The sequence below is a fragment of the Candidatus Blochmanniella chromaiodes str. 640 genome, from assembly GCF_000331065.1.
Lineage (GTDB): Bacteria > Pseudomonadota > Gammaproteobacteria > Enterobacterales > Enterobacteriaceae > Blochmanniella > Blochmanniella pennsylvanica.
In genome coordinates this window covers 167,272-192,873 of sequence record NC_020075.1, presented here as the reverse complement: position 1 = coordinate 192,873, position 25,602 = coordinate 167,272, and the positions used below count along the sequence as shown (strand labels likewise).

Below are 25,602 nucleotides of genomic sequence, written 5' to 3'. Positions count from 1 at the left end.
TGAATAAATTTTAATTTTTTAATTAATAATATTAAATCTATAAAAATAAACATCCTTTTTGGCTATTTGCGAATGCCCGATATATTTCAATGCAACTGTTGATAGACTATATATCAACAGCTATTCGCATTCATCAAGAAATAATGAAAACACCACATTTATTAGGATAATAAATATTAATTAATTTTGAAAATCATAAATTATCTATATACCAAACGATATCGGTAAATATACATTTTTATTATCAATACATTCATGTATCGTAATATTCACAATATTTATATACTTAAGTATATGACAACTAAACATCAAATATTTTTTGTAATCGTAAAATTTTTGTTAAATATATTTTAATTAAAAATAAAATATTTTAATACGTTTTCTATATATAACACTTATGTATAAATATGAAGCGTACTTGTTACATACAACATAACAAATTAGGTATACTAAACCTGGTATCAAAAAATTTATATATATATTATTAATTATAAAAATTTTTTTTAATTACTTTAAGCAAAAATAACAAAATTTTTCTAAAGCTACATAAATTTTTATAAATTACAGTAAAAAAATAATAAAAAATGTGTTATTTGATTAAAATTTTTAACAATCATATCAATATATCTGCCGCATTAAACAATGCGACTCACATGTACCAATATTGTCAATATCATTAGATCTTTAGTTGAATATATATCGTCTAATTTATTTTTAAAAACAACACATACAACAGTCTATATATAATATATATTTTCATTTTTATTATTCCTTCCAAAAATCTAAACCATTTTTAGGTACAGTTTTAACGATATCTGTTATAATGCTCCCATTAGGAAAAATGAAATTATTATCTAATGCCATTAATGGATAAAGTACGAACTCTCGATTAAGCAAACCATGATGCGGTATTGTCAATTCAGTACTATATGTAAAGTATTTTCCAAATAATAAGATATCTAAATCTAAAGTACGTGGCTGCCATATAAGAGAATCACGTGATCGTCGTCGTGCACGTCCTTGTTTTCGTTCAATATATTGCATATGACTTAATAATGCTTTTGGAGATAAATTAGTATCTAGAATTATTATCGCATTTAGAAAATCGGGTTGATTTTTATCTCCTAATGGTAGACTACGATAATAGGAGGAAAAATCTATAAGTCTAGTCATTGGAAGCTTAGAAAGAGACCAGATAGCACGATCCGCTTGTTGTTTTGGATTTAACAGATTACTACCAATGCTGACCCAAACTCGTTCCATTTTATTATATATTCCAATAAATTATCAAATTACCGATCCCTTCATTTTCATGAAAAAACTTTAAATAATATCAAAATTAAAACATCACATAAATATTTAGATAAACAATGTCTATAATATATATAGATCAGAAAAAATAGAAACTAAATAAATAGTCATAATAAAATTATATCTACGGTATTCAAAAACTAATTTTCCAGAATTATATCATATAACGCACATATAAATTTAGTTTTATTAATAATTTATCCGGTCATTTGTTTTTCTTTAATTTCTTCTAAAGTTTTACAATCAATACATAAATCAGCTGTTGGACGAGCCTCTAATCTTCTGATTCCGATTTCTACATCGCATGAAGCACAAAATCCAAATTCATTTGTATCTATTTTTTTTAAGGTTTTTTCAATTTTTTTAACAAGTTTATATTCTCTATCTCGATTACGTAATTTAATATTGAATTCTTCTTCTTGCACCGCTCTATCTACTGGATCTGGAAAATTGATAGATACCTGATCTTGCGCACATAACGCAGAATATCCTAAATCTTTTTTGAGTTGATTTTTCCATGTTTTAAGGATACGTTTAAAATGTAAAAGTTGCTCAGAACTCATATATTCTTCATTAGGTTTTCGTTGATATGGTGTAACTCCAGCAATTATTAATACATTCAAAGAAGAACGTCTACGACTGCTCAGTGATTTTGTTGACATATATTTGCTCCTGTATATATATATTAAAAGCAATTCATATCAATATTTTCTTTAAAATTTCATTATTTTTATGTAATATTCTCCAATATTTTTAAACACATGATGAATTTTAATTTTTATTAAAAAGTGATAATTATATTATATTTAAATCTAATATGATAGATATATATGTCATAAATGTTTATTACCACAAATATTTATGAAATATATGTAGGATCATAAATTAACCCGTATTGGTTATATAATTACTTATGTGTAATAATTTATTGATATATATTATGTACAGGTTTATAACCAACTTTTACGTTATTCAAATGAATTTGATAAAGAATTATCATTAATTATAGAAAATTTTTTAATTGCATAATAAGATCATCAATAAATTTTATTGAGGCTTAAAATATTGCAAAAAATAAACAATATTATTTGGATATTTATAAAAAACTATTTTTTACTATAAAATAAGATGTCATCATATAAATTTGTCAGATATCGTTCTAAATATTTTTTAATATTAATTTAATTTTATAATTTTTATAAAAAAATTTCATAAAAACATTTTTTATTTAATAACACACATCACATTATGTCTTATATTGTTGCGCTTACCGGTGGTATTTGTTCTGGAAAAAGTGTTGTTGCTAAAAAATTTTCTAATTTATCAAAGAAAGTATCCGTAATAGATGCTGATGTGATTTCTAAAAACATCACGCAACCTGGCAGCATTGCTTTACGTATGATAACAAAACATTTTGGACCCCACATTTTATTTTCTAATGGATCATTAAATAGATCCATGTTAAAAAAAATTATTTTTTTCAATCCTAAAGATAAAGAATGGCTCGAACAATTGTTGCATCCGCTTATTAGAAAAGAAACGCAGAAAACAATAAATATCTTATCCAGTCGATCATCTTATATTTTATGGGTTGTTCCATTGTTAATAGAAAATAATTTACAAAAATATGCAGATCACACACTAATGATAGATGTACACGCTGATATTCAGTTAAATCGAATTATCAGGAGAGATAAAATACACAAACAATATGCTGAAAATATTTTATTATCACAAGTATCCCGTCAGCATAGATTAAACTATGCTGATAACGTTATTGAAAATAACAAAAGTATTGACGGAATGACACAACATATTCATGATCTCCATAGAGATTATCTTAAGGCAGAAAAAACAATTACTAAAAAAACTATTTTTAGTAAATAAAATAACACTCAAAATTATACCGTATTTATATTTTAGCAAAAAACAGCATACGAAATTATTTGTCATAAATAACACAACAACGTTTGCATAAATTATGGTTATAACATCATAATCATGCGTATATATACATTTATATTTTACAAAAATTTACTACTTATAAATTCAATTTAAATGTGATGATTTAAAAAAAATAATATCAACTTATATTTACTATGCAACTGATTACAATAATGTTAAAATCAAAATATTTTGTATATATCAATGACGTTTATTTACGATTTTACCATGACATTCTTTAAATTTCTTATTAGATCCGCAAGGACAAGCATCGTTGCGACTCACTATTTTATTCTTAGTTAATGTATGTTGATTGAAAAAATGATCTATCGATAACAATTTAGTATTCATTATTTGCGTATTTATAGATTGAAAATCATTATATTTATTAGTTGAATTTAAAATAGATTCTTTTTTATTGAATAATTCTATTACTAACTTGCTCACTTCGCTTATTACTTCATATTTTAAATGATCTAACATTTTAGTAAACATAGAGAATGATTCTCTTTTGTATTCCTGTTTCGGATCTTTTTGTGCATACCCTCTCAAATGAATTCCTTGACGCAAATAATCCATTGACGCTAAATGCTCTTTCCACAGCACATCAAACGTTCTCAACATAATTTCTTTTTCAAAAGAACACATAATATCTATTCCAATTATTTTTCTAGTATGTTCATATTTCTGTGTCATATTTTCTAATATACGTTGACGTAATATTTCTTTTTCTTCATATAATCTGGGCTCTACCTCTATCCATTTTAGAAGAGGTAACTCTAAACAAAAATCTTTTTCCAAACATTTTTCTAATTTCATTACATCCCTTTTATTCTCTATAATTTCTAAAGGAATATAAATATTAAATAATTTTTCAACAACATCACAACGAATATTTCTAATAATATCACTGATATCTGATATATTTAATAATTTATCACGTTGTTCATAAATAACGCGACGTTGATCATTAGCTACATCATCATATTCTAATAATTGTTTTCTAATATCAAAATTACGATTTTCTACTTTTTTTTGAGCATGAGCAATAGCTTTAGTAATCCATGGATGTTCAATAGATTCTCCTGATTTCATTCCTAATTTTTTCATCATGTTCACTAATCTGTTAGAAGCAAAAATACGTATTAATGAATCTTCCATTGATAAATAAAATCTAGACGAACCTATATCTCCTTGTCGTCCAGATCGTCCACGCAATTGATTATCGATACGGCGAGATTCATGCCGTTCAGTACCAATGACATGTAACCCTCCAGATTTTAATACTGCGTGATGACGTTTTTTCCAATCAGATTTAATTTTTAAAATTTTACATGTATTTGCTTTATGCAACGCAGTAATTTCTGCCCGCCAATTTCCTCCTAATATAATGTCAGTGCCGCGCCCAGCCATATTCGTAGCAATAGTTACTGCGCCAGGATATCCTGCTTGTGCTATAATATCTGCTTCTGCAGCATGAAATTTCGCGTTTAAAACTTTATGCATAATTCCGATCTGACTTAAAGCATGAGAAATAATTTCAGATTTTTCAATTGATATAGTTCCCACCAACACTGGCTGGTTTCTCTTAACACAATCTTTGATATCATTAATGATAGCCTCAATTTTTTCATGTTCCGTCATATAAATTATATCTGGAAAATCATTACGAATCATAGGACGATTAGTCGGTATAACGATAGTATCTAATTTATAGATAGATTGAAATTCAAATGCTTCAGTATTAGCGGTACCGGTCATACCAGATAATTTTTCATATAAACGAAAATAATTTTGAAATGTAATTGAAGCTAATGTTTGATTTTCATTTTGAATAGTTACATGTTCTTTCGCTTCTATTGCTTGGTGCAATCCATCTGACCATCGACGACCAGGCATAACTCGTCCTGTGTGTTCATCAATAATAAGTATTTCGCCATTTTTAACAAGATAATCCACTTCACACGTAAATAAAATGTGAGCACGAAATGCTGCATTAACATGATGCATCAATATAATATTATCTGATGAATACAACGATTCCCCTTGGCTCATGATTCCAGATTTAATTAATAATTGCTCTATTAATACTAATCCATTCTCAGTCAGAATAACTTGTCTGGATTTTTCGTCAACTGTAAAATATTCTTCTTTTTGTAAATTATCTATATTTCTTTTATTTTTTTGAATTATGCTAAAGACTAATTCATTGATTTTTGAATATAATAAAGAAGTATCATCTGATGGTCCAGAAATAACTAATGGAGTACGAGCTTCATCAATCAAAATAGAATCTACTTCATCTATTAACGCATAATGCAATCCTCGTTGTACCCGTTCTTCTGGGACAAAAACCATATTATCGCGTAAATAATCGAAACCATATTCATTGTTTGTGCCGTAGGTAATATCTGCTGTATACGCTGCACGTTTCATAGATGCTGATAGTCCCGGTAAATTAATTCCAACAGTCAATCCTAAAAATTCAAATAACGGCTTATTATTTATTGCATCTCTATGTGCTAAATAATTATTAACTGTAACAATATGTACTCCTTGACCACTTAATGCATTCAAATAAGCAGGTAAAGTAGCAGTTAAAGTTTTTCCTTCTCCAGTTTTCATTTCCGCAATACATCGACTGTTAAGAACTATTCCTCCCAACAATTGGACATCAAAAAGACGTATATTAAATATTCTCTTAATAGATTCTCGTACTACAGCAAATGCTTGTGGTAATAAATTCTCGGGGTTTTTTACGCCTGATTCAATAGATTCGCGAAACTCATTCGTTTTAGAAGCAAGTTGACTATCATTTAACTTTTGTATATCTTTTTCCATATAATTTATCATATCCACCACTTTCTTCATACGAAGTAACACGCGATCATTTCTATTTTTAAAAATTTTAGTAAATAATTTAAATGGTGTTAACATGACAATTTATATCTCATTACAATGGCAGCACATTATTTAAATAACATGCAACAATTACATATTTTCCGTTCGTAATACATACGACTACAAGGAAAATTTTAATAAAAATTGTAAAATAATACTAATTAACAATTTATCAAAATAAATGTTAATAAATTGTAATAAAATACATGATAAATATAAATTTTTATTTATTTAAAATCCATGTGCATATCTTTTCTTAAACATATTACAAACATGATACTATTATTAATAGTTGATTAGAATAGTTCTACTATTCTAAGACTGAAATATATTATACAAATTTAAAAAATTTTGAAACAATTACTAATTAATTATTACAATTGTCATTGTATTGTACAGATATATAAAGATATACGATGAGTATCAAAAAATATCTTAATCTGACGATACTAAAAATTTCTATAAATACAAATAAAGGAAATCACAATATCAAAAATATTAGTTTTCTAATTTGTATAATACATGTTATATACATGTAACACTTATTATAATCGTAACAATATATGATGTATTAAATGATTAATAAACTCAGTAAAATTGAAAATAAATTATAATCTAAATTTTTTACTACAGTATTCATTATACACTTACCTAAGTAATCTTTAATATTTTTAATCTAAAAAACTATAGATAAAATATGTAAATAAACATACAGTTGCATATATTTATTTGAAAAACCTCGATCAAAATACATAATATCTATAAATAAATCTAGGTAAATTTGTATGCTAAAATTTAGAATGATTATTATCATATTCTATATTCAAGGATACGATTAAATCTTAAAATACTAAAGGTAAGTCAGATGCGTTAGAAAACGTAGCAAGTTCCCATGCTTCTTGGCATGACAAAACAGTTTTTAATAATTTATTATTTAAGGTGTGTCCCGATTTAAAAGCAATAAAAGAACCAATAAGATTATGTCCACACATAAATAAATCCCCAATAGCATCAAGCATTTTATGACGGACAAATTCATCATCAAAACGTAAACCATCTTCATTAAGTACACGATAATCATCAATTATTATAGCAGAATTAAAACTTCCTCCTAAAGCAAATCCACGAGATTGTAAATCTTTAATATCGCGCATAAAACCAAAAGTACGTGCTCTACTAATATTATGCACAAAAGATGCTGAAGAAAAATTAAAAAAACAATGTTGTGTATCCACATTAATAGCTGGATGATTGAAATCAATAGTAAAATCAAGCGTAAAACCATTAAACGGCCTTAATTCAGCCCATTTTTCTCCATCTTCAACACGTACTGTTTGTTTTAATCGAAGAAATTTTTTTGCACTATTAAGTTCTTCTATACCAGCATCCAATAACAAACACACAAAAGGACTAGCGCTACCATCCATTATTGGAACTTCAGGAGCATTGAGTTCTATAATAATATTGTCAATACCCAATCCTGCTTGAGCAGCACTTAAATGTTCAACAGTAAAAATCTGAACACCATATTCATTAATCAAACATGTACATAATACAGTATTTCCTACTGATTTCACATTAACTTGAAGATCTACAGGAGGATATAAGTCAGTACGACGATAAATAATTCCAGTATTTGCTGAAGTAGGACGTAAAGTTAACGTAACTTTTTTACCGGTGTGTAAACCTACACCAGTAGTTTGCACAACGCGTTTCAATGTTCGTTGCTTTATCATTATATCATCTCATGCAATTATTGTATTATTTACTTTATTAGTAAATCACTATATATATATTGCATTTTTTATACAAATTACTCATTTACACTATTATCTCTAGTTAGTCTGATTGTTTTCTTAGAAAAGCAGGGATATCTAAATAATCTACATCTTTATCAAGAGTTGTACTTTGATGATCTACTGTATTAGATGATGTATGTCTTGATTCTTTAAAAAATGTAGATGCTCTTTGGGGGGAATGATTATGATAATGATTATCTCGTACTACCTTTTTTTCTTCTTTAGTATTAGATAACATAACATCTGAACGTTTATCGATACCAATTCCTGTTGCTACTACAGTAACACGTAGTTCATTATTTATGTCTGGATCTAAAGCAGTCCCGATTACTACTGTAGCGTTATCAGAAGCAAAAGAACGTATAGTATTGCCTACAGTTTCAAATTCATCTAACCGTAAATCTAAACCAGAAGTGATATTCACCAAAACACCACGAGCTCCAGATAAATCAATGTCTTCTAATAAAGGGCTCGCGATAGCTAGCTCTGATGCTTCCTCTGCTCTATCATCACCACATCCTACTCCAGCTCCCATCATAGCATATCCCATTTCTGACATTACTGTGCGTACGTCCGCAAAATCTACATTCATTAAACCCGGTCGAGTAATTAATTCCGCAATACCTTGCACGGCGCCTTTTAACACGTCATTAGCAGCGCTAAAAGCATCTAGTAATGACACCCCGCGCCCTAAAACTTTTAATAACTTATCATTTGGAATTGTTATTAATGAATCTACATATTTAGATAATTCAGAAATTCCTTGTTCAGCAAATGTCATACGTTTTTTTCCTTCAAAATTAAAAGGTTTAGTAACTACAGCCACAGTCAAAATACCTAAATCTTTGGCCACCTCTGCTATTATCGGGGCAGCACCCGTTCCAGTGCCGCCACCCATACCTGCAGCAATAAATACCATATCTGCACCTTCTATAGTAGCCCTTAATACATCACGATCTTCTTCTGCAGAATTACGACCAATTTCTGGATTAGCACCCGCTCCTAATCCTTTAGTAATAGAACTACCAATTTGAATAGTTTGACCTACTGTCATTTTTCTTAAAGCTTGGGCATCAGTATTAACAGCAAAAAAATCTACACCTTCGATACGCTCACGTAACATATGTTCAACTGCATTACTACCGCCTCCGCCAATACCAACAACTTTAATTACTGCATCACTAGTTAATTCCATTGGTTCAAACATAGTTTTCTCCATATTACTTCAGTTATTTTAAAAAATTAATTTTAACGGATTCAGCATATTTTGTACTCATAGCAACTAAAATTCTTTTTTTAACCAATTGTTTACTTTTCTTATCCAACCTTTAATTGTTATTCCTTTTTCTATATCTACCTCATTATTCAAATGAGATTCTTTCCCATAATGTAACAATCCAATAACAGTAGAATAATGAGGCCTTTTTATATCATCTGTTACCCCGTTTGTATTTATAGAAGATGCGATACGAACTTGTGTATGAAACACTTTTTGCGCACAAGCTGATAATCCATCTATAAGAGATGCCCCTCCTGTTAACACAATTCCTGCTGCAAGATGATGTTTAATATTAAGTTGACGAAGTTGTGATTGTAACTGTAATATTTCTTTATTAACCAACATCATCAATTCAATATATCGAGGTTCAATGATTTCTGCCAACATATGACGTTGCAAAATACGAGGCGGCCTACCTCCGACGCTTGGAACTTCAATATTTTCTCCTTTACTAATTAATGATTCTAAAGCACAACCATAACGAACTTTAATTATTTCTGCATCCGATAATGGTGTTCCAAAAGCATAGGCAATGTCACTAGTGACTACGTTTCCAGCATATGGAATAACTTTGGTATGACGTAAAGCTCCAGCAGTATATATTGCTATATCCATGGTACCGCCACCAAGATCTACCACACAAACACCCAATTCACGTTCATCTTCTGTTAACACAGCATGGCTTGAAGCTAATCCAGAAAATATCAATTGATCTACTTGTAATCCACATCGCTCTACTGCTTTGACGATATTTTTAGCCATATCATTATGGCAAGTAATTAAATGGACTTTAGCTTGCATTCTAACTCCAGATAATCCAACTGGATTCTTAATGCCTTCTTGATAATCGATAGCATAATCCTGCGGAATTACATGTAATATTCGATGTTCATCGCGTACTCTAACTGATTTAGCTATGTGTACTACATTATCCACATCTGATTGTGTCACTTCTTCTTCTGAAATAGGTACCATACCTATTTCATTTTTACAACTAATATGTTTGCCAGACAAAGAAAGGTAAACAGATGAAATTTGACAACCTGCCATTAGCTCTGCTTGATTAATAGAATATTGTACACATTTTATTACTGATTCTAAATTGTTCACTCCTCCCTTGTCCATGCCTCGTGACGGGCAATACCCTAACCCAATAACATTTACTATTCCATCAGGCAAAATTTCACCTACCATCGTAGCAACTTTAGCTGTTCCAATTTCCAATCCTACTAATAATTTTTTATCTGAAGCTTTGATCATATTTGTGATTGCCTTTATTTATTTTTTCTTCTATTTACCACGAAGTACAGGAGTGATCGAGTTTGAGCTCCATCTTACAGCAAATCCTGAACGATAACGTAAATCTATATAATCAATACATGTATTATTGTCGTTAATTTTCTGAAAAAGAATAGGATAAATTTTAATGAAATAATATAATCGTTCGATTATATTATTTCTACCTAATTTTAGATGGATATTATCCTGTAAAATCAGTTGCCATGAGTAGCGTGTATCCATTTGCACTGATTTTATTTGAAATTTGATAGATTTTAATATCTCATTAAACGCATAATAATTAGCCAATACTGCCCGCTCGCTGCCTTCTGGTCCATACAAAGATGGCATCACTTTTTTGTTGTTATCTCGATATTCTTTAGGTACTTTAAATATAATTCCTGTTGTACTAATTATGTGAAAATCATTCCAATATGTTAAAGGAATATATTCTATTATATGAATTTTTAATGTGTCCGGCCATTGTTTCCTAACACTAACTTGCTGAATCCATGGCAAACTTTCAATTTGTTTTTGGATAATGTTAACATCCTGTGTTATAAATGTACCTAATACTCCTAGTTTTACTATAAGCTGATGGATATCAGTGTCAGTGGTATAATTCCGTTTCCCAGTTACTATCATGTAAGATACAGGGTTACAACAAACATTATGAATCCATTCTTTTATTTTATAAGAACTCCAAACAATACTAATTGTAACAACAAATATTAGTATCCAATCTAATAATTGATGCTGCAATCTATACCTTTTTTTTAAAACATATTTGATTATCACTCGATTATACACCTCAATCTAATTGAGGTGTATTAGTAAACCCACTCTTTGCGTATTCTTATTTTCATAAAAATTTATTATTGTGTTTCGTTTCCACATTCTATCATTTCGTATCATTAAGAATCATAATTATCACATATTTATGATTAATCGTTTTTAACAATTAATCTACGTACAACCTCTCCTATTGTACCAGCTCCTTGAATTAAGAGCAAATCGTTATTTCTTAAGAATCTGGATAATGCTCCTGATAACATTTGCGTATTTGATATAAATGTTGGATTAATCTTACCAAATTCACGAATTGCATGACATAAGGATTGACTATCTGCTCCTAAAATAGGTGGTTCCCCGGCGGAATAAACATGTAATATCAAAAGAATATCTACATTAGAAAGTACATCAATAAAATCATAATACAATTCTTTTATACGCGTATATCGATGAGGTTGAAATACCATAATCAACCGTCTATCAGGCCATCCGGTCCGGATCGTTACAATAGTAGCTTGTAACTCAGCCGGATGATGTCCATAATCATCTATCAACAGAATTTCTCCTGTTTGACCATTTATTTTATTTAAAGAATAATAACCTAAATTTTCAAAACGGCGATGTGTTCCTTGAAAATCCAACATAGTTTTGAGAATAATTTTATCACTGATTCCTTCTTCAGTTGCTACTGCAATAGCAGCTGTAGCATTCAATGCATTATGACAACCAGGGGCATTTAAAGTAACCTGTAGTTTTGTTTGATTTAAACGCGATACGGTAAAACTACTTTTTTCTATATGTTGATGATAATTAAAAATATGCAAATTAGCATTTTTATTAAAACCATAAGTGATTATCTTTCTTTTAATTTTAGGTAAAATCTCACAAATTACTGGATCATCAATACACACTATAGCATATCCATAAAATGGTAGATTGTGTAAAAAATCAATAAATGCTTTTTTAAGATATTCAAAATTTCCTTGATACTCATGTATATGGTCAGTATCAATATTGGTAATCACCTCTACCATAGGATGCAAATGCAAAAATGAATTATCACTTTCATCTGCTTCTACGATTAAATAACGACTATATCCAAGTCGAGCATGTACACCTTCTGATTTGACTATGCCTCCGTTTATAAACGTTGGATCTAATCCTGCTGCAGTATAAATATTAGCTATCATTGTAGTAGTAGTAGTTTTACCATGCGTTCCAGAAATAGCTATTCCATGTCTAAATCTCATTAGTTCGGATAACATTTCTGCACGCTTAATAACAGGAATACGAGCTTGTTTAGCAGCTAAAATTTCAGGATTATTTGGATGAATAGCGCTGGATACAACAATAACATTGGCGTTGTTTATATTACTATATTTATGTCCAATAAAGATTTTCACCCCTAATTCAAATAAGTGCCGTGTCTTGCTACTATATACAATATCAGACCCAGTAATACAATAACCTTCATGTGCCAATATTTCTGCAATTCCACACATTCCGGTTCCGCCTATACCAACAAAATGTATTTTCCTAATACGATTCATCATTGGTATAGCATTGATCGGGTTAAATAATAGTATATCTGACATATCTATTCAATATACTTTCAATATTTTTCTATTTATAAAGATGACATTTATTAATATATTTATTTTTTTAAGTATTCAATGATTACTTGGGAAACTTGTTGAGTTGCATTAGGCGCAGCTATGCTTCTAGCACGTTGAGCCATACTACATAATGTTTTTCGATCCCAAGATTCTAACATTGCGCTAACAACATCACTTGTAAAATTTTGTTGTTCAATAATTTTTGCTGCTCCTGCTTGCACTAATGGTACAGCATTCCAATATTGCTGACGATCTTTATGATGTATAAAAGGTACGAATATTGCTGGTAACCCTACAATAGATACTTCGCTTACTGTTAATGCTCCAGCACGGGATATCAATATATCTGCCCAAGCATATGCTTGGGCTATATCATCAATAAATTTTACAATTCTATGATAGCTTTGTTTTATTTTTTGATAAGCCCATATTACTTTTTTGAAATCTTGTTCTCCAACTTGATGCCATATGATCAATTTATCAGACAATTTTTCAGCCATATTTGGAATAGTTTTATTTAATATATGCGCGCCTTGACTGCCTCCAATCACTAAAACGCGAATAGGACCAACACGACCTTTCCATCGTCTAGATGGATTTGGAACAGCTAATATTGCGCGTCGTATTGGGTTTCCTACCATTTTAGCATTAGGAAAAGTACCAGGAAATCCTTGCAATACTTTTTTAGAAAAAATTGATAAATACCGATTAGTTAAACCGATAATTCTATTTTGTTCGTGTATTATTAATGGAATACCGCATGTCCATGCTGCTAATCCACCGGGTCCGGAAACATATCCACCCATACCTAATACTATATCAGGTTTCCAATATTTTATAATTTTTCGTGCTTGATATATTGCTAAACAAATAAACAATGGCATAATACACTTATTATGTAGTTTTTCACCATTCCATCCGTTAATACGAATAAATTTAATATCGATTCCATATTGAGGAACTAACTTCGATTCAATGCGATCTGCAGTGCCTAGCCAAACAACTTGATACCCATGATTAATTAAATAATGAGCCACCGACAACCCTGGAAACACGTGCCCCCCACTACCGCCCGCTACAATCATAATTTTCTTTTTTTGATTCATGTTTTTGTGCACTTCAAAAAAGCTTGATTTTTAGATAAACGTGTCTCGAAATCTATTCTTAGCAACTGCATGCTTGCCATTACTGTAATCAAAAAACTAGACCCCCCATAACTAATAAATGGCAATGTTAATCCTTTTGTAGGTAATATTCCGCTAACAGTGCCCACATTAATAAAAATTTGCAATCCAAACCACATGCTAATAGAACAGGCTAAAATACCAGAAAATCTGTGATTAATATTCAAAGCACGATGACCAATAATCATAGCGCGAAGCACAATTATAAATAACATAAATAACACTAAAATCGCTCCAAAATATCCTAATTCTTCCGCAAGAATAGAAAAAATAAAATCAGTATGAGCTTCAGGTAAATATTCCAATTTCAGCACAGAATTTCCTAGCCCCTCTCCAAAACATTTTCCACGACCAAAAGCTATTAATGATTGAGTTAATTGATAACCATTGCCAAATGGATCTTTCCATGGGTCCCAAAAAGTAAGTATACGTTGTATACGATAAGGTTTAATCACAATTAAAGGGATAATTAAAAATATATTGAATACAAAAACCAATATTAATTGACATAACTTAGCGCCAAAAAGAAATAATATAGACAGAGTAGTAATAAAAAGAATAATAATGCTACCAAAATCAGGTTGCGCTAGTAATAATACAGCTAATATAATCATTATTACTATAGGTTTACATATACTCCAAAATTTGGTACATACTTCTTTTGATTTACGTTCTAAATAGTTAGCAAGATAGCAAATAAAAGATAATTTTGATAATTCCGCAGGCTGAATACACAATGTACCCCACATTATCCAACGCGATGCTCCATTAGTAGAATTATTTAAGATTAATGCGGTTATCAACATGATACAACTACACAGCAACATTATAGCACTATAATTCTGCCAAACTATTATGGGTATCTTTAAAATAATTACAGATAATAAAAATGTCACGCTGTAATAAATAATGACACGTTTTATGAAATAACATGGATCATTCGCTAATCGCATACCAGTAGGGATTGATCCGGAACTAATAATAACAAACCCAATTCCAATTAATCCCAACAGAAACCAAAAAAATATACGATCATATAATACATGAATGTTTGATAATTTTTTTTTACCCAATTTTAATGGACGATTAATAATTTTTGTTTTAAAGAGCCTCATTATCTAAATTCTCGCGCAAAACAAGTAAATATCAGTCCACGCATTTCAAATGATTTAAATTGATCTAAACTAGAACAAGCCGGAGATAATAAAACTATATCCTTCGCTTTTATACGACGATTAATAATACGCATTGCTTGAATCATTGTATTTGTTAAAATAACATCACTAAATCCTAATGTCGTCAATAATAATCCATCTTTTCCAAAACAATAAAGATGTATCTCATGTTGTTTAATCAAATGTTTTAAAGAAGAAAAATCAGCTAATTTACCATCACCTCCTAATATTAAATGTAACGTACCAAATAACTTTAAATTGTTGATTGCTTCTTTGGTAGCGATAACATTAGTAGCTTTGGAATCATTAATCCAACTCACTCCATGATTTTTATAAATCAATTGACAACGATGTGTTAAACCAGAAAATTGGCACAATACTTTTAAAGAAACAGATCGAGGAATCTTGATGATATCCGATAATGCTAAAGCAGATAATGCATTTATATAGTTAATACGATTATTAATTCTCATTTCAGAACAATTAAGCACATATTCATTGTATGCAACTATCCAGGTGTGTCCTTTATAATATTTCAGATAATAATCTGCAGAATCTTCGTTTTCACCAAAACTTATACAATAATCATATTCATGATATATAGGTATCGTTAAAAAATCTAAAGCGTTCATCACGCAAAATTTAGCATTTTTATAAATCCTTTGCTTAGAAAACCAATATTGCTTTAATCCTCCAGGATAATGATCCATATGATCTTCACTAACATTTAAAATTGCAGCTGCTATTGCACGTAAACTATAGGTTGTATCTAACTGAAAACTTGAAATCTCCAGTATATAGAGTTGATACGATTTATTTAATAAAGACAGCACAGGTATACCTATATTTCCTGCTACACCAACACGCCATCCAGCGCTCCTAGCCATTCTGGAAACCAATTGGGTTACTGTGCTTTTTCCATTAGATCCAGTAATAGCTATTATCGGTGCAGTTGCTTCACGAGTAAATAATTCAATATCACCAATAATTTCTATTCCTAATTTTAAAGCTTCAATTAAAACTGGATGATCTAACCGTACTCCAGGGCTAACTACAATCAACGTAGCACTCAACAACCATATATCATTAAATGCCCCCAAATAACACTGTACAACATGAGGTAATTTTTTTATTCCGGGAGGATATATACGAGTATCTATTACTTTCGGTATTACGCCACGATCTAAAAAAAAATTAACACAAGATAAACCCGTAATCCCCAAACCGATAATTACAACTTTTGATCCTCGGTAATTACGCATATTTTTATTGCCGTATCTTTAAAGTAATTAATCCCACAAAAACTAACAGTAAAGATATGATCCAAAATCGCACTATAATACGGGGTTCTGGACAACCTTTTAGTTCAAAATGATGATGAATTGGTGCCATTTTAAATATCCGTTGCCCAAATAATCTAAAATAAATTATTTGCAAGATCACAGATAAAGTTTCTATTACAAACATACCGCCCATAATTAATAATAAACATTCTTGATGTAACAACACTGCAATTATCCCAAGTGTACCTCCAAGTGATAAAGAACCTACATCGCCCATAAATATCTGAGCAGGATAAGTGTTAAACCATAAAAACCCAAGACCAGATCCAATAATAGCAGAACATATAATTATTAATTCTCCAGAAAAAAAAATATAAGGAATATTTAGATGACTAGCAAAGTGAATATCATTGCTTATCCATGCAACTACAGCCAATCCAGCTGCAACGAACATTATAGGCATAATCGCTAACCCATCTAAACCATCAGATAAATTCACGGAATTACTTGTCCCAACAATAACGAAATATGCTAAAAAAATATACCAAATACCCAATTGAGGCATAAAATTTTTAAAAAATGGCACTATTAATTGTGTAGATGTAAGACTGCGATCTGACATAAAGATAATAATGACTAATGTTAAAGCAATTAAGGATTGCCAAAAGTATTTTTGTAGCACACTCAAACCCTTAGAACTTTTCTTTTTAATTTTTAAAATGTCGTCAGTTAAACCCAATATTCCATATGTTATTAGTATGAAAAATACATACCATACATATATATTTGATAAATCAGCGCACACCATTACTGATATGACAATAGAAAGAATCAGCACAATTCCACCCATAGTAGGTGTACTTTGCTTTTGAGTATGTGATTTTGGTCCATCACAACGCACTATTTGAAAAAAACACAAATTATGAAACCATGTAATTACATAATGACCTATCCCTAAAGAAATAAACAATGCTGATAAAAAACTAATAATAGCTCTGAAAGTTAAATTACAAACAACATTAAATCTGGATGAATATAGTGCTAATACATTCTCTGTTAGCCAAAATAACATTTTGATTCATCTCGAATAGCATCTATTATTTGCTCCATTTTAAAGCCCCGTGATCCTTTTACTAATACACTAATTGAATTATGGATAGATAACATCTGCTTGATATAAATAATTAATTTATTTTTATTTCGAAAATGTTTTCCTTTTCCACATATTTTAGAAATGCAACAACTAACACTACCTATGGTAAGAATTTTATTGATATTTGTCGTTGCGATTAATTTCCCAATATAACAATGATATTTGATTGATTTATATTTTCCTAATTCTAGCATATCACTGACCACCAATATACGATAACCTGGCATTGTAGTTAGTACATGAATAGCAGATATCATAGAACCAACGTTTGAATTATAAGTATCATCTAATAATAATTTACCTTCACCTAAAATAATTGGAAATAATCTACCAGGTAACGTTTTTATATTTTCTAATCCATAAACTACTTCTGATAAATTTGCTCCTACAGAAAATGCAAGAGCGCTAGCAGCTAAAGCATTAGCCACATTATGCGTGCCTAACATTGATAAAACCACTGGAGAAGTTCCATATGGAGTATGTAAAATAAACCGTATTCTATTTTTTTCAGAAATAATATTACTTGCAAAAAAATCTATGCCTACGTTAGTACGTAAAGAAAAAAACCACATAGATTTTCCCTTCAATGGTTTACGCCATAAAGACAAAGCATGACTGTCAGCATTTATAATACCTGTTCCATTTAAATCTAATTCAGAAAAAATTTTCCCTTTTTCTTTTCCTATTTTAGATAACGATTTAAAACCTGATAGATGTGCAGGGTAAACATTATTTACTAAAGCTACATTAGCAGCAACTATCTTACTTAATTGAACAAGTTCTCCAGGACAACTTGATCCTAATTCGATAATTGCAAAATTGTTTTTTTTCGTTAAACGTAATAAAGTAATCGGTACTCCAATCATATTATTAAAGTTACCTTGTGTGGCTATTGTATGTCCACACTCTTTTAATATAGACGTAGTCATTTCTTTTACTGATGTTTTACCGCTTGATCCAGTTATAGCAATAACTTTTGATGAGACTTTTTGACGCACCCAACGTGCCAACATGATTAAAGCACAACGAGTATCAGGAACTATTAATTGAGGAACATCTAATAATATATGATGATTTACTAGCAATGCCTGAGCGCCAGCAGCAATTGCTTGACTTGTAAAATCATGACCATCAAAACGTTTACCTATTAATGCTATAAACATACATTGTTTATGAATAATATTTGAATTAATAGTAATCTCATGAATAATCAAATCCATACCAATATATTTAGCGTTTAAAATTGGCGCTATTTCATGCAAACTAAATGGAATCATAAAACAACATCGTTCTTTAAAAAATTTTCTACTATGTCTTTATCAGAATGATATATGCGATTATTTCCGATAATTTGGTATTTTTCATGACCTTTTCCAGAAATTAATATTACATCTTCTAAAGATGCCTTTAAAATAGCAGTCTGTATCGCACAGCAACGATTTTGAATAATTTTGATGATTTTTTTTTGGTGTGTTATGCCACGAGTAATATCATTTATAATCGATTGTGGTTCTTCCGTGCGTGGATTATCATTGGTAATTATTATATAATCAGCATACCGGCTTACAATGTAACCCATTAAAGCACGTTTACTTGGATCTCTATCTCCTCCGCAACCAAAAACACACCATAGTTGACCCCAATAATAAAATCGTCTAATTGAAATTAGAACTTTTTCTAACGCATCCGGAGTATGCGCATAATCCACTATAACCGTCGGATATCCATGAGAACGAAATACTTCCATTCTACCAGCTACCGGTTGTAATTGAGATGACGTGTGTACCAATAATGACAGAGGATATCCTAACACTAATAACGTACCTAAAGCTAATAACAAATTGCTAACGTTGAATTCTCCTAATAATTGACTATGAATTACTCCATGACCCCAACTTGAATCAAAAGTTATATCCGTGCCATGAATATGATAATTGACCTTAACCGCACATATCCATTTACCTTTCCAAAAAAATGGTAAATTCCTTGTTATTGTCACTGCGATCGCTTGAGGCAAATAATATAACCATCGACAACCAATGGGGTCATCAGCATTAATTATATATTTTTCTACACATAATTCATCAAATAACCGCCACTTAGACATAGAGTATTGCATAAAGTTACCATGATAATCTAAGTGATCATGGCTTAAATTAGTAAATATAGCTGCTTTAAAATATAAAGCATCCACGCGATATTGATTTAATCCATGTGATGATACCTCCATAGCAACAAACGTAATCTTATCTTTAACAAACTGAGATAATATTTTTTGAGCATCAATGGAAGAGCATGTTGTATTATAAGACAAACACATATTATTTAACATTCCGTTACCTAAAGTACCCATCACAGCGCTTTTTTTTCCTAATAATTGGACCCAACGAGCTAACAAATGCGTTATAGTAGTTTTCCCATTAGTGCCAGTAACACCAATTAAATCCAAAAAACGTGACGGATGATTATAAAAACTACCTGCTATATCGGACAAATACCGTGGTAAATAGTTAACATGGACCACAGGTATTTTATTTAAATGATAACTATATTTTTTAAATATTGTTATACCACTCCAAGATTCTAATAAAACTGCCGAAGCTCCCTTTTTGATCGCATAGTCAATATATAATCTTCCATCAGTCTTAGAACCTTTAACTGCTACAAATAAATTTCCCAATACAATGTTACGACTATCCAATTCCATCCCCGTCAATGCAGGACTAGTAGGATTATTAAAAACATATGGAATAAATAATTTATATAAATTACGTGAATCACACATATAATTTTCTCAAAGAGACCTGATTGCTTATAAAATTACTGCAAAAAATCCGGCACTACATTCATGATTTTTAATGCATTGCCCATCACTGCGCTAAAAACTGGCGCAGATACCATACTTCCATAATAATGACCATTTTTAGGATCATTTATTACTACTGCTAAAGCAAATCTGGGATTACTCGCTGGAGCTACTCCAGCAGTACATGCAATATATTTATTAATATATTTCCCATGTGATCCAACTATCTTAACAGTCCCAGTTTTTATAGCAACCCTATATCCTTTAATTGCAGATTGACAACCACCACTTGGCAATGACACATTTTCCATCATGTCTAAAACAGTTCGCACTAAAGATCTTGGAAAAACTTGATTTCCTAATACCGAGGCAGAATCAACTCGTATAATAGAAAGTGGTCGAGATATTCCCATTCCACCGATAGTAGCATAAACTTTAGCTAATTGTAACGGAGTAATCATCAAACCATATCCATAAGAAAAGGTGGCGCGTTCTATGTCTGACCAACATCTATTATATGGATATATTCCGTTACTTTCTCCCACTAAGCCTATATTTGTTGATTTACCCATTCCAAAATTTGAATATGTATTGACTAAAACTGCTGCAGGCATAGCTAATGCTAATTTAGAAACACCAACATTACTAGACTTTTGTAATATCTCTCTAATAGTCAATTTTTTACGATATAATACATCCTTAATTTGATGCCCATTAAGTATATAGGGTGATGTATTCATAATAGTGTCTTTTGTGATTATCTTATGTTTTAATGCAGCCATAATCACAATAGGTTTCACGGTAGAACCTGGTTCAAATGCATCAGTAATAGCACGGTTACGCATAACAGACTTATTAACAATGGACAAAAAATTGTTTGGATTATACGATGGACTGTTTGTCATAGCTAGAATTTCTCCAGTATTAATATCTATCAATACTATACTACCGGATTCTGCTTTATTCATATGTACAGCATTATTTAATTCACGGTATGCTAAATCTTGCAGACGTTCGTCGATACTGAGAATAATATTCTGAGAAGATTGACCGTTATTCAAAGTAATTTCTTCAATTGCTCGACCAAATCTATCTTTTCGTATTACTCTTGTTTTGGGTTGACCAGTCAACCAAGCATCAAAACTTTTTTCTATACCTTCAATCCCTTGGCTATCTACATCTGTTACTCCTATCAAATGTGCAGTTGCACACCCAGCAGGGTAATATCTTTTCGATCCTTGTTGCAAATATACTCCTGGTAATTTAAGTTGACTAATGTATTTAGAAACAGTAGGATCAATCTGTCGTGCTAAATACAAAAAATGATCTGTAGTATGATTATTGATGAGAGATGATAGTTTATCTGATGATATAGATAATACCTCAGATAATTCTGTCCAACGACGTATATCAGCAGTAATACCGCCACTCTTGCTAATTTCTTGAGGATCAATCCAAACCGAATCAGCCGGTATACTAATTGCCAATAGTTGACCCATTCTATCAGTAATAATACCCCGAGTAGAGAGTGTGCTTTGCACGCGTAACGAACGCATGTTACCTTCATTAATTAGCTGATCAGAATAAATAATCTGCAAAAAAGCTAATCTCAATAGCAAAATAATTAATACAAAAAAAATACCGCTATACAATAAATTAAAACGTTTGTTATTTAAAATTATTTTAAAATTGTAAGGTTCAAACTTCATATAACATAAATTGTATCATCACAGGAGGAGCTATAACTATTTTCAAATAATATTTTTATTTATCACATAAATAAATTTTATAGATTAGTACAATGTATTATCTTGAGTTAGTTCCGTGTAATGCATTTGTAATTTATCCATTGCGATACGTTCAATACGATTATGATGAGATAATATTTTTTCTTCAAGAATTAAACTTCTCCATTCAGTATCCAAATTATTTTTTTCTAACACAAGTTTTTCGCGATCTATAATCATAGATCTAGTTTGATAAGTTACGAAAACAACTAACATTGCTGATATTAATACTAACAACAATAAAAGCAACTGCCACTTACCATATAAGCACAAATCATCATAAATAATACTAACAAGGTTATATTGTTTCTTTTCCGTCATATTTAGATAGCCAATTTTTCAGCGCAACGTAATATCGCGCTACGAGCACGTATATTTCTTTTAATTTCTTGTTTTGAAGGTGTTAATTTTCCTATATTTTTTAACTGACACTTATTTTTATATTTACTAAATATTTGATTATTTGTTAATGGAAGCTTGGGAGGAATAGATAAAGCACAACTATGTTCACGAATAAAGTATTTTACCAATCGATCTTCTAGAGAATTAAAACTAATTACTACCAATCTGCCTCGTGGAGACAATATAATCAATGCATCTTTTAATACTTGCATTATTTCTTCTAGTTCATTATTAATGAACATTCTAATTGCCAAAAAACTTTTAGTTGCAGGATGCTTATTCATATTGCGATGCGGAATAGCATCGCAGATTAATTTCGATAAAATAATCGAGCGTATAATAGGCGCGTATCGTCTTTTAGACACTAAAATCTTAGCGATATTTTTTGCAAATCGTTCTTCTCCAAAATTTTTTAAAACCCAAGTAATATTTTCTTGAGATGCCTTCGATAACCATTCAGCAGCAGATATTCCGCTACTAATATCCATTCGCATATCTAGTAGACCATCTTGCATAAACGAAAATCCTCTGCTACAATCATTTATCTGAAATGTACTGATCCCTAAATCTAGTAAAATACCATCCACTGATCCAATTAATCCTATACTTTTAACATGGTTGATCATTTTGGAAAATGAGCTATGTATTATAGTGAATCTATCATCTTTTTCAGCAATGTGCTTTCCAATTTTGACAGCCAATAAATCTTTATCTATTGCTAACAAACGACCTCGTTTATTTAATTGAGATAAAATTAATTTAGAATGACCTCCTGAACCAAACGTTCCGTCAATATACATTCCTGTTGCTTTAATATTCAATGATTGTATCGCTTCATTTAGCAATACACTTTTATGACTGTAGTGAATATAGAACATATATATAATAATAAAAAATACAGATGCACACATTTGTTATTTCATGAACAAAATACTTAATAATAAAAAACATCAAACACGCAACTTTCTATGTTTCATACTACTAAGTGTTTATATGAACTGCAATTGGAATATATTCCATACTTTATATTCTCAAAAAATAGAATTTGTATGGTTATAACCTAACAACTCATAAAAAATTTTATTATCATTAATAATGATAACACAAAAAATCAATCTTAAAAAATATTATAACGCTATTATATTAACATTTTACTTTCAATAATATTAATAGTTGACAAACGATATTTAATAGACTTAAAATAGATTTAATGTAATAAGTTATTATTTGAAATCTGATATTATTGATTCACAATCAGTATGTTATTAATTAAAATATTATACACATATCCATCCTAACATTCATGAGATGTAGATAATCATGAGTCAACAAGTCATTATTTTCGATACAACTTTACGGGACGGTGAACAGGCTTTACAAGCGAGTTTAAGCGTAAAGGAAAAATTGCAGATTGCTTTTGCTTTAGAACGATTAGGGGTAGATATTATGGAAGTTGGATTTCCAATATCCTCTCCAGGAGATTTTGAATCGGTTCATACAATAGCTCAAAAAATAAAAAATAGTTTAGTATGCGCCTTGGCTAGATGTATTGATAACGATATTGATGTTGCAGCTGAAGCGTTAAAAGTTGCAAAAAATTTTCGTATTCATATATTCTTACCCACTTCAAATGTACATATTCAATCTAAATTGAAAAAAAACTTTGATCAAATTATAGACATGACCGTTCATGCGATACGTTATGCAAGAAAATACACTGATGACATAGAGTTTTCTTGCGAAGATGCTGGACGCACCAATATAGATAATTTATGTCGTATTGTTGAAATTGCTATTCAATCCGGAGCAAGCACAATTAATATTCCTGACACAGTGGGCTACACCACTCCATATCAGTTTGGACAAGTTATTACTTCTTTATATAATCGTGTCCCTATTATTGATAAAGCTATCATTTCTGTTCATTGTCATGATGATCTAGGAATGGCAGTTGGTAATTCTATTTCAGCTATACAGGCAGGAGCTCGTCAAATTGAAGGTACTATAAATGGTATTGGTGAACGAGCAGGAAATACTGCTCTAGAAGAAATAATTATGGCCATCAAAGTACGAGAAGATTTACTGAACGTACATACTAATATTCGTTGTCAAGAGATTTATAGAGCCAGTCAAGTAGTTAGTCAATTATGTAATATCCCTATCCCGGCTAATAAAGCAATAGTTGGCTCCAATGCTTTCTCTCATTCTGCAGGTATTCATCAAGATGGTATATTGAAAAATAGAAAAAATTATGAAATTATGACTCCTGAAACTATTGGTTTAAAAGATGTTAAATTAAATCTCACATCTCGATCTGGAAGAGCGGCAGTAAAACATCATATGAAAACAATGGGTTATCAAGAAAGTGATTATGACATGGATAAATTATATGATGTTTTTTTAGAATTAGCAGATAAAAAAGGACAGGTATTTGATTATGATCTAGAAGCATTAGCATTCATTAACAATCAACAAGAACAATCAGAATTCTTCAGATTAAAATGTTTTCATGTAGATTCTAGCTCTTCTGGAATTGCTCACGCCTCAGTAAAATTATATTGTGGAAACAACACATACACTCATTCGGCGAGTGGTAATGGGCCAATAGATGCAATTTATGAAGCGTTAACTCACATTTCTAAGTTATCTATAAATTTAGAAAGATATCAACTGAATGCAAAAGGACATGGTCGTAACGCGTTAGGACAAGTGGATATTGTTGTATCGTATGAAGGACGTAATTTTCATGGAGTTGGATTAGATACAGATGTAATAAAATCTTCAGTAAAAGCCATGATTCATGTTTTAAATAATATTTGGCGCGCAAAACAAGTGATAATTCAACGCAAATATATCAAAAAAAATAATAACTAGTAATTTGGAAAATCTAAA

Annotated in this window: 19 protein-coding genes; 2 read left to right on the top strand and 17 right to left on the bottom strand. The window is 30.4% G+C overall.

Annotation, left to right across the window (positions count from 1 at the left end):
• Positions 1 to 765: 765 nt before the first annotated feature.
• Together folK and dksA are read right to left on the bottom strand one after the other, a co-directional pair.
• A complete protein-coding gene (gene folK, locus BCHRO640_RS00770) occupies positions 766 to 1,263 on the bottom strand; it encodes a 2-amino-4-hydroxy-6-hydroxymethyldihydropteridine diphosphokinase (protein WP_015344444.1) in 498 nt (165 codons plus the stop codon).
• A 245-nt stretch (positions 1,264 to 1,508) separates the two neighbouring features.
• Positions 1,509 to 1,973, bottom strand: a complete 465-nt coding sequence (gene dksA / locus BCHRO640_RS00765) for an RNA polymerase-binding protein DksA (RefSeq protein ID WP_015344443.1) — start codon at positions 1,971 to 1,973, stop codon at positions 1,509 to 1,511.
• A gap of 586 nt (positions 1,974 to 2,559) precedes the next feature.
• Here dksA and coaE point away from each other — a divergent pair.
• Complete coding sequence (gene coaE, locus BCHRO640_RS00760) at positions 2,560 to 3,198, top strand: dephospho-CoA kinase (RefSeq protein ID WP_015344442.1); 639 nt, start codon at positions 2,560 to 2,562, stop codon at positions 3,196 to 3,198.
• A 258-nt stretch (positions 3,199 to 3,456) separates the two neighbouring features.
• Here the strand turns inward: coaE and secA are convergent, their stop codons facing one another.
• The 15 genes from secA to rsmH all read right to left on the bottom strand — a co-directional run bounded on the left by secA (position 3,457) and on the right by rsmH (position 23,588).
• Positions 3,457 to 6,192 (bottom strand): preprotein translocase subunit SecA, encoded by a 2,736-nt coding sequence (secA, locus tag BCHRO640_RS00755; protein ID WP_015344441.1) that lies wholly within the window; start codon positions 6,190 to 6,192, stop codon positions 3,457 to 3,459.
• Positions 6,193 to 6,998: 806 nt separating this feature from the next.
• Positions 6,999 to 7,892, bottom strand: coding sequence for a UDP-3-O-acyl-N-acetylglucosamine deacetylase (lpxC, locus tag BCHRO640_RS00750; RefSeq protein WP_011282698.1), 894 nt, complete (start codon positions 7,890 to 7,892; stop codon positions 6,999 to 7,001).
• 103 nt (positions 7,893 to 7,995) lie between these two features.
• Entirely contained in the window at positions 7,996 to 9,162 is a 1,167-nt protein-coding gene (ftsZ, locus tag BCHRO640_RS00745; RefSeq protein ID WP_015344440.1) for a cell division protein FtsZ, read from the bottom strand.
• 75 nt (positions 9,163 to 9,237) lie between these two features.
• Positions 9,238 to 10,494, bottom strand: coding sequence for a cell division protein FtsA (ftsA, locus tag BCHRO640_RS00740; RefSeq protein WP_015344439.1), 1,257 nt, complete (start codon positions 10,492 to 10,494; stop codon positions 9,238 to 9,240).
• A 30-nt stretch (positions 10,495 to 10,524) separates the two neighbouring features.
• Positions 10,525 to 11,310 carry a cell division protein FtsQ/DivIB gene (locus BCHRO640_RS00735; RefSeq protein ID WP_015344438.1) on the bottom strand — a complete coding sequence of 262 codons (786 nt, stop codon included), beginning with the start codon at positions 11,308 to 11,310 and terminating at the stop codon, positions 10,525 to 10,527.
• Between the two features lie 146 nt (positions 11,311 to 11,456).
• A complete protein-coding gene (murC, locus tag BCHRO640_RS00730; RefSeq protein WP_015344437.1) occupies positions 11,457 to 12,899 on the bottom strand; it encodes a UDP-N-acetylmuramate--L-alanine ligase in 1,443 nt (480 codons plus the stop codon).
• Between the two features lie 59 nt (positions 12,900 to 12,958).
• Positions 12,959 to 14,026, bottom strand: coding sequence for an undecaprenyldiphospho-muramoylpentapeptide beta-N-acetylglucosaminyltransferase (murG, locus tag BCHRO640_RS00725; RefSeq protein WP_015344436.1), 1,068 nt, complete (start codon positions 14,024 to 14,026; stop codon positions 12,959 to 12,961).
• A complete protein-coding gene (gene ftsW, locus BCHRO640_RS00720; protein ID WP_015344435.1) occupies positions 14,023 to 15,219 on the bottom strand; it encodes a cell division protein FtsW in 1,197 nt (398 codons plus the stop codon). The genes murG and ftsW overlap by 4 nt, the downstream gene beginning before the upstream one ends.
• The gene (gene murD, locus BCHRO640_RS00715; protein WP_015344434.1) at positions 15,219 to 16,541 is read right to left on the bottom strand and encodes a UDP-N-acetylmuramoyl-L-alanine--D-glutamate ligase; all 1,323 of its coding nucleotides are present in this window, start codon (positions 16,539 to 16,541) and stop codon (positions 15,219 to 15,221) included. Before murD ends, ftsW begins: the two co-directional genes overlap by 1 nt.
• Before the next feature lie 4 nt (positions 16,542 to 16,545).
• The gene (gene mraY, locus BCHRO640_RS00710; protein ID WP_015344433.1) at positions 16,546 to 17,634 is read right to left on the bottom strand and encodes a phospho-N-acetylmuramoyl-pentapeptide-transferase; all 1,089 of its coding nucleotides are present in this window, start codon (positions 17,632 to 17,634) and stop codon (positions 16,546 to 16,548) included.
• Positions 17,619 to 18,992 carry a UDP-N-acetylmuramoyl-tripeptide--D-alanyl-D-alanine ligase gene (gene murF, locus BCHRO640_RS00705; RefSeq protein WP_015344432.1) on the bottom strand — a complete coding sequence of 458 codons (1,374 nt, stop codon included), beginning with the start codon at positions 18,990 to 18,992 and terminating at the stop codon, positions 17,619 to 17,621. The genes mraY and murF overlap by 16 nt, the downstream gene beginning before the upstream one ends.
• Positions 18,989 to 20,500, bottom strand: a complete 1,512-nt coding sequence (gene murE, locus BCHRO640_RS00700; protein ID WP_015344431.1) for a UDP-N-acetylmuramoyl-L-alanyl-D-glutamate--2,6-diaminopimelate ligase — start codon at positions 20,498 to 20,500, stop codon at positions 18,989 to 18,991. The genes murF and murE overlap by 4 nt, the downstream gene beginning before the upstream one ends.
• Before the next feature lie 35 nt (positions 20,501 to 20,535).
• On the bottom strand, positions 20,536 to 22,230 hold the full coding sequence (ftsI, locus tag BCHRO640_RS00695) for a peptidoglycan glycosyltransferase FtsI (RefSeq protein WP_015344430.1): 1,695 nt from the start codon (positions 22,228 to 22,230) through the stop codon (positions 20,536 to 20,538).
• An 84-nt stretch (positions 22,231 to 22,314) separates the two neighbouring features.
• Positions 22,315 to 22,629 carry a cell division protein FtsL gene (gene ftsL / locus BCHRO640_RS00690; protein ID WP_015344429.1) on the bottom strand — a complete coding sequence of 105 codons (315 nt, stop codon included), beginning with the start codon at positions 22,627 to 22,629 and terminating at the stop codon, positions 22,315 to 22,317.
• A gap of 2 nt (positions 22,630 to 22,631) precedes the next feature.
• Positions 22,632 to 23,588 (bottom strand): 16S rRNA (cytosine(1402)-N(4))-methyltransferase RsmH, encoded by a 957-nt coding sequence (gene rsmH / locus BCHRO640_RS00685; RefSeq protein ID WP_015344428.1) that lies wholly within the window; start codon positions 23,586 to 23,588, stop codon positions 22,632 to 22,634.
• 442 nt (positions 23,589 to 24,030) lie between these two features.
• Between rsmH and leuA the strand changes: the two genes are divergently transcribed.
• On the top strand, positions 24,031 to 25,584 hold the full coding sequence (gene leuA, locus BCHRO640_RS00680; protein ID WP_015344427.1) for a 2-isopropylmalate synthase: 1,554 nt from the start codon (positions 24,031 to 24,033) through the stop codon (positions 25,582 to 25,584).
• The last annotated feature ends 18 nt before the right edge of the window (positions 25,585 to 25,602 follow it).